Source organism: Azospirillum sp. UFLA03-27, assembly GCF_059803775.1.
The window spans coordinates 25,039-37,715 of sequence record NZ_JAUQTX010000002.1 but is presented as its reverse complement, the minus strand read 5'-3'; the positions used below and the strand labels follow the sequence as shown (position 1 = coordinate 37,715).

13 protein-coding genes and 1 tRNA gene are annotated in these 12,677 nt (G+C 69.3%); 9 read left to right on the top strand and 5 right to left on the bottom strand.

Going from position 1 to position 12,677, the window contains the following annotated elements:
• The gene (gene leuD, locus Q4I23_RS00630) at positions 1-597 is read left to right on the top strand and encodes a 3-isopropylmalate dehydratase small subunit (RefSeq protein ID WP_498524981.1); all 597 of its coding nucleotides are present in this window, start codon (positions 1-3) and stop codon (positions 595-597) included.
• Positions 598-623: 26 nt separating this feature from the next.
• Here the strand turns inward: leuD and Q4I23_RS00625 are convergent, their stop codons facing one another.
• The 5 genes from Q4I23_RS00625 to erpA form a co-directional block, all read right to left on the bottom strand.
• On the bottom strand, positions 624-1,520 hold the full coding sequence (locus Q4I23_RS00625; RefSeq protein WP_454017831.1) for a diguanylate cyclase: 897 nt from the start codon (positions 1,518-1,520) through the stop codon (positions 624-626).
• A gap of 143 nt (positions 1,521-1,663) precedes the next feature.
• Positions 1,664-1,753: transfer RNA gene (locus Q4I23_RS00620), tRNA-Ser, on the bottom strand.
• Positions 1,754-1,959: 206 nt separating this feature from the next.
• Positions 1,960-2,532: a hypothetical protein gene (locus Q4I23_RS00615; protein ID WP_498524980.1), complete on the bottom strand. Its 573-nt coding sequence runs from the start codon at positions 2,530-2,532 to the stop codon at positions 1,960-1,962.
• A gap of 73 nt (positions 2,533-2,605) precedes the next feature.
• The gene (locus Q4I23_RS00610) at positions 2,606-3,391 is read right to left on the bottom strand and encodes an exodeoxyribonuclease III (RefSeq protein ID WP_498524979.1); all 786 of its coding nucleotides are present in this window, start codon (positions 3,389-3,391) and stop codon (positions 2,606-2,608) included.
• A gap of 45 nt (positions 3,392-3,436) precedes the next feature.
• Positions 3,437-3,805, bottom strand: a complete 369-nt coding sequence (gene erpA, locus Q4I23_RS00605) for an iron-sulfur cluster insertion protein ErpA (RefSeq protein ID WP_145623718.1) — start codon at positions 3,803-3,805, stop codon at positions 3,437-3,439.
• Between the two features lie 219 nt (positions 3,806-4,024).
• Here erpA and Q4I23_RS00600 point away from each other — a divergent pair, with 219 nt between their 5' ends.
• From Q4I23_RS00600 to Q4I23_RS00565, 8 genes are all read left to right on the top strand, one after another.
• On the top strand, positions 4,025-5,224 hold the full coding sequence (locus tag Q4I23_RS00600) for a deoxyguanosinetriphosphate triphosphohydrolase (protein WP_498524978.1): 1,200 nt from the start codon (positions 4,025-4,027) through the stop codon (positions 5,222-5,224).
• 31 nt (positions 5,225-5,255) lie between these two features.
• Complete coding sequence (gene argS / locus Q4I23_RS00595; RefSeq protein WP_454017835.1) at positions 5,256-7,016, top strand: arginine--tRNA ligase; 1,761 nt, start codon at positions 5,256-5,258, stop codon at positions 7,014-7,016.
• Positions 7,013-7,966: an SPOR domain-containing protein gene (locus Q4I23_RS00590; protein ID WP_498524977.1), complete on the top strand. Its 954-nt coding sequence runs from the start codon at positions 7,013-7,015 to the stop codon at positions 7,964-7,966. Before argS ends, Q4I23_RS00590 begins: the two co-directional genes overlap by 4 nt.
• 61 nt (positions 7,967-8,027) lie before the next feature.
• Positions 8,028-9,032 carry a beta-N-acetylhexosaminidase gene (nagZ, locus tag Q4I23_RS00585; RefSeq protein WP_498524976.1) on the top strand — a complete coding sequence of 335 codons (1,005 nt, stop codon included), beginning with the start codon at positions 8,028-8,030 and terminating at the stop codon, positions 9,030-9,032.
• A gap of 54 nt (positions 9,033-9,086) precedes the next feature.
• Entirely contained in the window at positions 9,087-9,773 is a 687-nt protein-coding gene (locus Q4I23_RS00580; protein ID WP_109072618.1) for a site-2 protease family protein, read from the top strand.
• Between the two features lie 4 nt (positions 9,774-9,777).
• Positions 9,778-10,584, top strand: a complete 807-nt coding sequence (locus Q4I23_RS00575) for a segregation and condensation protein A (protein WP_454017838.1) — start codon at positions 9,778-9,780, stop codon at positions 10,582-10,584.
• Positions 10,581-11,234: an SMC-Scp complex subunit ScpB gene (gene scpB / locus Q4I23_RS00570; protein ID WP_498524975.1), complete on the top strand. Its 654-nt coding sequence runs from the start codon at positions 10,581-10,583 to the stop codon at positions 11,232-11,234. Before Q4I23_RS00575 ends, scpB begins: the two co-directional genes overlap by 4 nt.
• 124 nt (positions 11,235-11,358) lie before the next feature.
• Positions 11,359-12,669: an ABC transporter ATP-binding protein gene (locus Q4I23_RS00565; protein WP_498524974.1), complete on the top strand. Its 1,311-nt coding sequence runs from the start codon at positions 11,359-11,361 to the stop codon at positions 12,667-12,669.
• Positions 12,670-12,677: the final 8 nt, after the last annotated feature.

The window sequence follows — 12,677 nt, the reverse complement described above, 5'->3', positions numbered from 1 at the left end:
ATGGACCCCTTCGTCACGCTGACCGCGCCGGCGGTGCCGCTCGACATCGCCAACATCGACACCGACCAGCTTTTGCCTGCCCGCTTCCTGAAGAAGCCGCGCAGCGCCGGTTACGGCAATTTCCTGTTCCATGACGAGCGCAAGCCAAGCTTTCCGCTGGACGACCCGGCCTATGTCGGGGCGCGCGTGCTGGTGACCGACCGAAATTTCGGCTGCGGGTCGTCACGGGAGGGGGCGGTTTACGCTCTGGTGGACGGCGGGTTCCGCTGCGTTGTCGCTCCCAGCTTCGGCGACATCTTCGCCGCCAACGCCGCCAAGAACGGCCTGCTGACCATCACCCTGCCGGAGGAGACGGTGGCGGAACTGCGCCGCCAGTTGCAGGAAACGCCGGGCGCCGCCGTCACCGTGGACCTGCCGGCCCAGACGCTGACCGGCCCGGACGGCCAGCCGCTGACCTTCGCCATCGACCCGTTCAAGAAAGAATGTCTGATCGAGGGCCTCGACGACGTGGCCCTGACGCTGCGCCACCAGGACGCCATCGATGCCTTCGACCGCGCCGACGCCGAGGCGCGGCCCTGGCTGGTGCCGGGAGCCTGACGGGTAGTTGACGGCTCCGCACCGGATCACGGTGCGGCGTCGCACACCACGCGGTTGCGGCCGCCGTTCTTCGCACGGTACAGCGCCTCGTCCGCCCGGGCGAGCACCGCGGCGACGCTGGTCTCGGCCGGTCGCAGCGCGCTGACCCCGATGCTGACCGTGAAGGAGAGGACGGACCCGGCGCCGTTGGCGATGCGCACGTCGGTTTCGGAAAGCGCCCGGCGCAACCGCTCCGCCAGCAGCGCCGCTCCCTGTGGCGGCGTTTCGGGCAGCAGGATGGCGAACTCCTCGCCGCCCAGCCGGCCCAGGACGTCCGCGCCGCGGACCATGGAGCGGCAGACGCGGACCACGGTGCGGATGGCCTCGTCCCCGGTGGCGTGGCCGTAGGTGTCGTTGACCTTCTTGAAGTGGTCGATGTCCAGCATGATTGCCGACAGCGGTTGGCCGCTGCGCTGCGCCCGAGCCACCTCGTCGGCGGCGCGCGCCATGAAGCGCCCACGGTTCAGTGCGCCGGTCAGCGAATCGGTGGTGGCGAGGCGCTCCAACTGGCGCTGCATGTCGACCACGCGGGAGGCGGCGAGCAGCCGGGCGCGCAGCCATGTCAGGTCCAGCGGCTTGCGCAGAAACTCGTCGGCGCCGTTCTCCACGACCTCGAAGAACTGGTTGGTGATGCTGCCGGGGATCATCAGCATGAGGTAGAGGTGCCGTTCCCGCTGCGCCGCACGCAGGTGCCAGCAGACCTCCACGCCCTCCATCTCGCCGACGCGGAAATCGACCAGCGCGATGTCGATGGGCTCGTCGCGGCAACGCGCCAGCGCCGCCTGACCGCTTTCGGCAAAAGCCGCCTGATGGCCGAAGCCCTCAAGCTGCTGGCACAGCACCGTGCGCGCCATGCGCGAATCGTCGACCACCAAAATCCGCATGCGGCCTCCACGACCATTGCTTCAGAGAAGCACAAAGCCCTGAAGGAAACATTACAACCGTATGGATTTTCAAATGAACCGGGATCAAGGGAATGTAAGCGCCGATTCGGTTGGGAAACGCAGAAATGCAAGCGGAAATTGGGTGGCGGATGGGGTGGGATTCGAACCCACGGTGGAGTTGCCCCCACGCCAGTTTTCAAGACTGGAGCCTTAAACCGCTCGGCCACCCATCCAATCAACGCCTTCAAGGGCTTAGCCTTGCGCGTCTGGGAACCATTGCTCTCTGGTCCCTACCCTGATCCCCGAAATTGGCGCCCGATCTCAGGCTATCCCCTCACCGAGGATCAGAAGCGGGGGGAACATGCCGTGTCCCCGTTCTTCGGTCAACTCGCTTTTGATGCTCGTCGCGCGGGGGCCGTCTTGGTTCAACGTGGGGAAGTCACATCCGGATCGGGCGGCCCAGGTTCGACAGCCGCTTCGTCGGCTTCGGGGGCGTCGGAGAGTCGGAGAAATCCGGCAGGCTGGGGGCTCGGCTGAGGACCTTGCGGATCATGACGCCGGTCGCCTCCAGATCCTCGATCACCGTGGCCGAAACGCGGCCCGCATAGTGTGGGCGGTCCAGCTTGCTGCGCATCTCCTCGATGATCTTCAACTCCGGCTCGAACAGCTCGCGGGCGCCGATGGGGAGCGCCTGATCGTCCCGCATCCGTTCGAAATAGTTCCGGGTGGCGCGGGCCAGCAGGCCGGTCAGGAGAAGGTCGATCCGTTCGAACTCCGTGCGCAGGTCGGACAGCTTCGCTGTGCCGACGGTCGTCAGACGCTCTTCCGTCAGGGTGACGAGGGCGCGCACCTCCTCCACCTTCCGGCGGAAGCCGAGGAACGAGGAGAAACGGTCCTCCTGGATATCGCGCTGTGCACGCACGCCCAGTGCGACCGCTTCGCCGGCCTGCTGCTCGATGGCCGTCAGCAGCTCTTCGATCGCTCTGCGGCCGCTGTCCTGTCCCCAGACCATCGTCTTGCCGCCTCTCCCCGCGGATGGACGCTCGCTCGGTTTTCGAGTCGGCCTTGAGGATGCGTGAAAAAATTTAAGAAATGTCTGACCCGTTACGCAGCTCGAGCAGGACCGGCGTGTGGTCGGACGCTTTTTCCGCACCGCGCGGGCGACGGTCGATGCGGCACTCCACCAGGCGGTCGGCGGCCTGCGGGGACAGCAGGAAGTGATCGATGCGCAACCCCAGGTCCCGTGGCCAGCAGCCCGCCTGATAGTCCCAGAAGGTGTAGGCGTGGTCGTCGTCGTGCAGGGCGCGGTAGGCTTCGGTCAGGCCCAGATTCAGCAGGGCGCGGAACTTCGCCCGCGATTCGGGCTGGAACAGGGCGTCGCCGGCGAAGGCCACCGGGTCGAAGACGTCGCGCGGCTCCGGAATGATGTTGTAGTCGCCGCCCAGAACGAAGGGGATTTCTTGCGCCAGCAGGTCGCGGGCATGGGTGTGCAGCCGGTCCATCCAGCGGAGCTTGTAGGCGAACTTCTCCGTCCCGAGCGGATTGCCGTTGGGCAGATAGAGCGAGGCGATGCGCACGCCGCCCACCGAGGCCTCGACATAGCGGGCCTGCTCGTCCTCCGGCTCGCCGGGCAGGCGGGTCAGCACGTCCTCGTGCGGCGCCTTGGAGAGGAACGCCACGCCGTTGTAGGACTTCTGCCCCACCGGCGTGACGTGATAGCCCAATTCCTCGAAGGCGGCGCGGGGGAAGGCCGCGGTTTCGCACTTGATCTCCTGCAGAAGCGCGACGTCCGGGGACTCCGCGCGCAGCCAGTCGGTGATCAGCGGAAGGCGGGCCTTCGCCGAATTGACGTTCCAGGTGGCGATCTTCACGTCGTGTTCTTCTTGTTCGGCAAAGGGCAGGGGAAAAAGGAACCGTCAGGCGGCGAAGGAATTGCCGCAGCCGCAGGACGCCGTTGCGTTCGGATTCTTGATCTGGAACGCGGCCCCCATCAGGTCCTCGACATAGTCGAGGGTGGAGCCGGCCAGCAGGTCCAGCGAGGCGTCGTCGGTGACGACTTTCACGCCGTTCTTCTCGAACACATGGTCGTCCTCGTTCGCCGTGGCGTCGAAGGCGAAGCCGTACTGGAAGCCGGAGCAGCCGCCACCCGACACGGTCAGGCGCAGCATCAGGGCCGGGTCGCCCTCATGCTCGATCAGGAAGGCGACGCGCTTGGCGGCGCTGTCGGACACGGCGAGAACGCGCGCACCCTCTTGCGCGGTGGCGGGAAGGGCGGTGTCGGGCATGGGACGGACCTCGGTGTTTCGCGGGGGTGTTTCGCGGGACAGACGACACAACGACGAATGTAAGGGTGTGTCCGCCTTTCGTCAAAGGCATGTCCGGCGAACTCATGCCTGACCTGCGGTTCGCCTGTGCCCGAATGCCTGCTTGCGGCTGCCGGATGTCTCGGCCGGTCTCCGCCTTCGCCGTTGCACAGCGCGGTTTGCGTCGGTAGTGTCCGCGCCATGACGGCGGACTTCTTCCAGGATCGCCCGGCGCCCTATGGCTGCGACCCCGCACAGACGCGCGGCCGGCTGTTCCCGGAGCCGGAAAGCCCGACGCGCTCGTGCTTCCAGCGCGACCGCGACCGCATCGTGCATTCCGGTGCCTTCCGCAAGCTGAAGTACAAGACGCAGGTCTTCGTCTATCACGAGGGCGACTATTTCCGCACGCGCCTGACCCACAGCCTGGAGGTGGCGCAGATCGCCCGCTCGATCAGCCGCGCGCTCGGCCTGAACGAGGATCTGGCGGAGGCGGTGGCGCTCGCCCACGATCTCGGCCACACCCCCTTCGGCCATGCCGGAGAGGACGCGCTGAACGCCTGCATGGCGCCCTACGGCGGTTTCGCCCACAACGACCAGACGCTGCGCATCCTGACGATGCTGGAGCGCCGCTACGCCGACTTCGACGGGCTGAACCTGACCTGGGAAACGCTGGAGGGCGTGGTCAAGCACAACGGCCCGCTGCTGCCGCTCGGCGGCGGTGAAAGGCTGCCGACGACTCTGGCCGCCTTCCAGGAACGCTGCGACCTGGAGCTTCACACCAACCCCGGCGCCGAGGCGCAGGTGGCGGCCCTGGCCGACGACATCGCCTACAACAACCACGACATCGACGACGGGCTGCGCGCCGGCCTGTTCACCGTGGACGAGGTGGCGGAGCTGCCGCTGGTCGGCCCGGTGGTGCGGCAGGTCTGCGACCGCTATCCCGGGCTGGAGCGCTCCCGCCTGATCCACGAGACGATCCGGCGGATGATCAACAACATGATCGTCGACCTGCTGGCCGAAACGCGGGAGCGGCTGGACCGCCACCGCCCGGGAAGCGCCGCCGAGCTGCGCGCCCTGCCGGAGCCAGTCGTCAGCTTCTCCCCCGCGATGGTCGAGGCGCAGCGGCCCTTGCGCGCCTTCCTGAAACAGCGCATGTACCGCCATTACCGGGTGAACCGGGAAATGAGCAAGTGCAAGCGGGTGGTCACCGCCTTGTTCGACCTGTTCATGGCCGAGCCGAACACCCTGCCGACGCAGTGGCAGGAGGAGATCGCCAAACAGGGCGGGCACGGCAACCGGACGGTGCTGGCGCGGCTGGTCGCCGACTACATCGCCGGCATGACCGACCGCTACGCGCTCGCCGAATACGCCCGCCTGTTCGACATGGACGCCAAGACCTGAACGCCCCAGACCTAAAGCAAGAATTGAAACGATGAACATCTTCAAGGTCTTCGAGAACGACATCCGCAAGCTGCTGGACGAGATGGCCGCCGAGGGCCAGATCCCGGCGGGGCTCGACACCGCGCGCCTGACGGTGGAGCCGCCGCGCGAGGCGGCGCACGGCGACCTGTCGACCAACGCGGCGATGATCCTGGCCAAGCCGGCAGGCAAGCCGCCGCGTGCGCTGGCCGAGCTGCTGGTGGCGAAGCTGAAGACCCGCCCCGACGTGGCGAGCGCCGAGATCGCCGGCCCGGGCTTCGTAAACCTGCGCCTGACGGCCGACGTCTGGCGCGACCGCATCCGCGACGTGCTGACCGCCGGCACCGCCTATGGTGAGAGCACTCTGGGCGGCAAGCGCCCGGTGAACGTCGAGTATGTGTCGGCCAACCCCACCGGCCCGCTGCACGCGGCCCATGGCCGCGGCGCCGTGTTCGGCGACGCGCTGGCCGCGCTGCTGGAGAAGGCCGGCTACGCCGTCGCCCGTGAGTATTACATCAACGACGCCGGCGCCCAGGTCGATGTGCTGGGCCGCTCGACCTTCCTGCGCTACCGCGAGGCGCTGGGCGAGGACATCGGCGAGATTCCGGCGGGCCTCTATCCCGGCGAGTATTTGAAGGAGGTCGGGCAGGCCCTGGCCGAGCGCGACGGCAACAAGTGGGTCGGCGCGGACGAGGCCGACTGGCTGCCGGCCTGCCGCGACTTCGCCATCGCCACGATCATGGAATGGATCAGGGAGGACCTCGGCGTCCTCGGCGTCCGCATGGACGTCTACAGTTCCGAGCGCGCGCTGGTGAAGGCCGGGGCGGTGGACACGGCGCTGAAGGCGCTGGAGGACCGCGGCCTGATCTACGTCGGCGTTCTGGAGCCCCCCAAGGGCAAAAAGCCCGACGACTGGGAGCCGCGCCCGCAGACCCTGTTCAAGTCCACCGACTTCGGCGACGACGTCGACCGCCCGCTGAAGAAGTCGGACGGGTCCTTCACCTACTTCTCCAACGACATCGCCTACCACTACGACAAGCACCGCCGCGGCTTCGACCTGCAGATCGACGTGTGGGGCGCCGACCATGGCGGCTACGTCAAGCGTATGCAGGCGGCGACCACGGCGATCACCGAGGGCAAGGCGTCGCTGGACGTCAAGCTCTGCCAGCTCGTCCATCTGATGAAGAACGGCGAGCCGGTGAAGATGTCCAAGCGCGCCGGCACCTTCGTGACGCTGCGCGACGTGATCGAGGAGGTCGGCCGCGACGTCGTCCGCTTCATCATGCTGACCCGCCGCAACGACCAGACGCTGGACTTCGACTTCGCCAAGGTCGTCGAGCAGTCGAAGGACAACCCGGTCTTCTACGTGCAGTACGCCCACGCCCGCTGCCGCTCGGTCCTGCGCCACGCCGCAACGGCGCTGCCGGGGGCTGACCTGTCGGTGGCGGCGCTGGCCGCCAGGGCCAACCTCGCCCGCCTCGACAGCGAGGAGGAGATGGCGCTGGCCAAGCGCATGGCGACCTGGCCGCGTCTGGTCGAATCCGCTGCCGAGGCGCACGAGCCGCACCGAGTGGCCTTCTACCTCTACGACCTCGCCAGCGACTTCCACGCGCTGTGGAACAAGGGCCGCGACGACACCAGCCTGCGCTTCCTGATCGACGGCGACGAGGAGGTGACGGTGGCCCGTCTGGCGCTGGTCAGCGCGGTCGCCACGGTGATCGCCTCCGGCCTTGCCGTGATGGGCGTGGAGCCGGTGGAGGAAATGCGGTCATGAGGTATGAGGGCGATGCCAACTACGCCAGCGATCCCTACGGCACGCCGCCGCAGCGGGGAGGTCGGCGCGGTCTGCTCGGCCTCGGTCTGGCGGTGGTCGGCATCGTGGCCTTCGCCGGCGCGATCGTCGTCGTCTACAGCGGCAAGGGGCAGAGCACGCCGGACGGCGGCCCGCCGCTGCTGATGGCTGACAGCGCGCCGACCAAGGCCCGCCCGGAGCAGCCCGGCGGCATGGAAGTGCCGCACCAGGACAAGCTGGTCTACGAGCGGCTGAACGACCGCGGGTCGAAGTCGCAGATCGAACGCTTGCTGCCGCCGCCGGAGGAGCCGCTGCCGCGGCCGGTCGTGGCTCCCCAGGTGCCGCCGTCGCCGACCCTGCCGGAGGCGCCCGCGGTGGCCCAACTGCCGCCGCCTCCGCCGGGCTCCACCACCACGGTGCCGCGCCAGGACGGGGAGGGGACCGCCGTGCCGCCGCCCGTCGCCTCTCCGGCGCCGCCACCCGCCGTGGCCGCCCTTCCGGCTCCGGCACCGGCGGCTCCGGCGCCCAAGGCCGCCCCGCCGCCCGCGGCCAAGCCGGCTCCGGCTCCGCCGCAGGCTCAGACGCCGCCTGCCGCGGCGCCCAAGCCGCAGCCCGCGCCGCCGGTGGCGGCCGCCCCAGCTCCGCAGCCGGCGCCCCCTCCGGCACCCGCCAAGGCATCGGGTGGAGGGAACTGGCGCGTCCAGCTCGCCGCGGTGCGCAGCGAGGCCGAGGCCTCGACGGAATGGAAGCGCCTGACCAGCCGCTACGGCGCGGCGCTCGGCGGGCTGTCCATGCAGGTCGCCAAGGCCGATCTGGGCGAGAAGGGCATCTTCTACCGCATCCAGGGTGTCGGCCTCGACGAGGAGCGCGCCAAGTCGGTCTGCGCCCAGCTCAAGTCCCAGAATGTGGGGTGTGTGGTTGTCCGTCCCTGATCCGGCTTTGCCGAACGCCCGAAACGCGTCCGGACCTCATCGTGCGCTTCACCGTGCGGTGGTGTTCGGCGCCGCCGGCACCGCCCTGACCGCGGACGAGCGCGCCTTTTTCCGTGACGCCGACCCGCTGGGCTTCATCCTGTTCCGGCGCAACTGCGACACGCCGGAGCAGGTCCGCGCGCTGGTGGCGGAGATGCGCGCGGCGCTGGGCCGTGCCGATGCGCCCGTGCTGATCGACCAAGAGGGCGGTCGGGTGGCCCGCATGCGCCCGCCGCACTGGCCGGCCTTCCCGCCGATGCGCGCCTTCGGCGACCTCGCGGCCCGTGACGCCGCCGCCGGACGGGAGGCCGCCCGGATCAACGCCCGGCTGCTGGCGCTGATGCTGGCGGACTGCGGCGTGACGGTGGATTGCGCCCCGGTCTGCGACGTGCCGGTGGAGGGCGCCCACGACATCATCGGCGACCGCGCCTTCTGCGGCGATCCGGTCCGCGTCGCCGATCTGGCGCGGGCGACCTGCGAGGGGCTGATGGCCGGCGGCGTTCTGCCGGTTGTCAAGCATCTGCCCGGCCATGGCCGGGCCTTCACCGACAGCCACGCCGAGCTGCCGGTGGTGGACGCCCCGCGCGCGGCGCTGGAGGCCACCGACTTCGCGCCGTTCCGCGCCCTGGCCGACATGCCGCTCGGCATGGTCGCCCATGTGGTGATGAAGGCCATCGACCCGGACCAGCCCGCCAGCACCTCGGCAATCGTGGTGCGCGACGTGGTGCGCGGCGCCCCCATCGGCTTCGACGGGCTGCTGTTCAGCGACGACCTGTCGATGGGTGCGCTGGCCGGCGGCATGCGTGGACGCGCGGAGGCGGTCCTGGCGGCCGGGCTGGACGTCGTGCTCCACTGCAACGGCGTGATGGAGGAGATGGTGGCGGTGGCCGAGGGCGTTCCGACGATGAGCGGCGCGGCGGTGCGGCGCTGGGCGAGGGCCGAGGCGATGCGCGGCCCTGCGCAGCCGGTGGACGCCGACGACTTGCGGGCGCGTCTGGCGGAATTGCTGGGAACGCCCCAGGTTTAGAGCCATGCTCAGGCTTCCCGGACGGGTCCGGGGAGCGCAACGGGAGAGATGCGCGTGTTGGAAGGTCTGATCGACCGCATACCGATGATCTTTGCGGTCGCCATCCCCGCGATCCTCGCCATCACGATGCACGAGGCGGCGCACGGATTCGTGGCGATGTGGCGCGGCGACGACACGGCGTGGCGGCTGGGCCGGGTGACGCTGAACCCGCTTCGCCACATCGACCCCCTGGGCACGGTGGTGCTGCCGGCGGTGATGTATTTCACCACAGGGTTCGTCTTCGGCTGGGCCAAGCCGGTGCCGGTGAATTTCGGGCGCCTTCACCACCCGCGCCGCGACATGGTGTGGGTGGCGCTGGCCGGGCCGGGGGTGAATTTCGTGCTGGCGCTGGTCTCGGCGATCATCTGGGGCTTCACCAGCCCGCAGGGCGGGGCGACGGAGATGTGGGTCCGCGCCGCGCTGGAGGTGTCGGTCCTGGTCAACGTCGTGCTGATGGTCTTCAACATGATCCCTCTGCCGCCGCTCGACGGCGGGCGCGTGGCGGTCGGCATCCTGCCCGACGCTCTGGCCTTCCCGCTAGCCCGGCTGGAGAAGTACGGCATGCTGATCCTGATCGGCGCCTTCTTCCTGCTGCCCTTCATCGGGCGGGAGCTTGGCATGGACCTCAGCGTCTTCTCCTGGGTGCTCGGCCCGCCGGTGGATTACATGATCGAGCTGATCCGCATCCTCAGCGGCAACTGACGGCATGGTCGGCAGGAAACCCCCGGATCATGAGGACGAGGGCGCCGAGGCGGCCAGCCCGGCGGACCAGCTTGTCCTCGTCCTGGATGGGTTCGAGGGGCCGCTGGACATGCTGCTGGCGCTGGGGCGCGAGCAGAAGGTGGACCTGACGAAGATTTCCATCCTCCAGCTCGCCGACCAGTATCTCGCCTTCATCGCCGAGGCGCGGAAGGTGCGTCTGGAGCTGGCGGCGGATTATCTCGTCATGGCGGCGTGGCTGGCCTATCTGAAGTCCCGCCTGCTGATCCCGGAGGTCGAGGACGAGGAGCCCTCGGGCGAGGACATGGCGGCGGCGCTGGCCTTCCAGCTCCAGCGGCTGGAGGCGATGAAGGGGGCGGCGGCCAAGCTGTTCGCCCGCCCGCAGCTCGGGGTTGACCGCTTCGCCCGCGGCGCCCCGGAGGACCTCGACATCCTGCGCAAGTCGGTCTTCCAGGTCACGCTCTACGACCTTCTGAAGGCCTACGGCGAGCACAGGAAGCGGCAGGAGGGCGGCGTCCTGCACATCGAGCCGGTGCGCCTCTATTCGCTCGAGGACGCGGTGCGCCGCCTGTCCGAGCTGCTGGGCCGCATGCCGGACTGGGCCACCCTGTCGAGTTTCCTGCCGGACGGCGTGCGCGGCGGGCTGCTGACCCGCTCGGCGCTGGCCGCCCATTTCGCGGCGACGCTGGAACTGGCCAAGGCGGGGCGGGTGGAGCTTCGCCAGGACGGCGCCTTTTCCCCCATCTACGTCCGCCGGGCATCGCGCCGGCATGAGCAAGGCGACGAGGAATGAGCGGTGCCGACGGCATGATCCAGGAGATCGACAACCCGGAGGAGGTCGAGCAGCGCCTGCGCGATCTGCGCCTGCTGGAGGCGCTGCTGTTCGCCTCCGCGGACCCGCTGGATGAGGAGACGCTGGGCAGGCGGTTGACCCGCGACGCCGACATCCGTGCCCTGCTGGAGGAATTGCGCGTCCATTACGCGGCGCGCGGGGTGAACTTGATCCGCACCGGCGCCGGCTGGTCCTTCCGCACGGCGGTGGACCTCGCCCCGCTGCTGCGGCAGGAGGAGGAGGTCTCCAAGAAGCTGTCCCGCGCCGCCATCGAGACGCTGGCGATCATCGCCTACCACCAGCCGGTAACCCGCGCCGAGATCGAGGCGATCCGCGGCGTGGCGACCAGCAAGGGCACGCTGGACATCCTGATGGAGAACGGCTGGATCCGACCCGGCCGCCGCCGCGAGACGCCGGGGCGCCCGCTGACCTGGATCACCACCGACCATTTCCTCGACCATTTCGGCCTGGAGACGCTGCGCGACCTGCCGGGGGTGGAGGACCTGCGCGCCGCCGGCCTGCTCGATTCGCGGCCTTTGCTGCTGGGCATCGGCGGAGCCGGCCTGGAGGACGCGGAACCATCGGAAAACGCTGACGATTCCGATACCTGAGCGAAACGCTCGAAAATAAGAACCATTTGCATCAGGGTCGGCGCACCGGTACTAAGGTCAATCGACCGCCATCAAACGACCCCCGGGCCGCTTCAGACTGGGACCGCCATAGACTGGGACTGCCATGGATCGTCCGTCCGTCACCGACGCCCGTTCTTTCTCCGCGACCGGAGACGCCGTTTCCGAACCCCGGCCGGCCGGCCTGCGCATCGCGCTGCGCGACAAAGCGTCGGCCCTGTTCAGCCGCGGGACCGATCCGCGGCAGGGCGCTCCCTGTGAAGCCGCGCCGGTTACGCTGCCGGCCAACGGGCGGCATCTCGACGCCTCCGGTCCCCAGGGTGGCGGCGCCGCCATCGCGGTGGAGGCCCTGGCTCTGAATGGCGTCACCCACCGCTACGGGCGCGTCGTCGCCGTCAACGACGTCAGCGTGACCATCGGGGCAGGGGAGATCGTCTGCCTGTGCGGGCCGTCCGGCTGCGGCAAGTCCTCACTGCTGCGCATCGCGGCAGGGCTGGAGGCGGTGCAGACCGGATCCGTCCGGATCGGCGGAACCGTGGTGGCGGACGAGCGCGGCGCGGTCCCGCCGGAACGCCGCGGCGTCGGCCTCGTCTTCCAGGATTACGCGCTGTTTCCGCACCTGTCGGTGCTCGACAACGTGCGCTTCGGCCTGACCGCCCTGTCCGGCGAGGCGCAGCGCAAGCGCGCGTTGGAAACGCTGGGGCAAGTCGGCATGGCCGGCTACGCCGATTCCTTCCCGCACCATCTCTCCGGCGGACAGCAGCAGCGTGTGGCGCTCGCCCGCGCGCTCGCCCCGAATCCGGCGGTCCTGCTCCTCGACGAACCCTTCTCGGGCCTGGACGCCCGGCTGCGCGAGCAGGTGCGCGATGAGACGCTGCACGTGCTGAAGCAGAACGGCGCTGCGACCATGCTGGTCACCCACGACCCGGAGGAGGCCATGTTCCTGGCCGACCGCATCGCGCTGATGCGCGCCGGAAAAGTCGTCCAGGTGGGCAACCCGGTGGACCTCTACACCCGCCCGGTCAACGCCTTCGCAGCGGAATTCTTCGGCGAGGTCAACCGGCTGTCCGGCGTCGTGCAGGACGGTGCGGTGGACACCCCGGTCGGCCCGATCCCCACGGAGATCGCCGACGGCACCGCCGTGGACGTGCTGATCCGCCCGGAAGCGCTGAAGCTGTCCGCCCAGCCCGCCGCCACGGTCCCTGCCGGGGACCTGCCGGTTCTGGCGCGGGTGATGGCGGCGCGCCTGCTGGGTCGCACCAGCCTGGTCCATCTCGATGTGCCGGACGGGAAGGGCGGGTCGGTGCATCTGCACTCGCGCATGCCGGGCCAGTTCCTGCCCGCCGAACAAAGTCACGTTTCGGTGTGCATGGACCTGTGTCAGGCCTTCGTTTTTCCAGCCGGTGCACCCACTTAGTCGTTTGA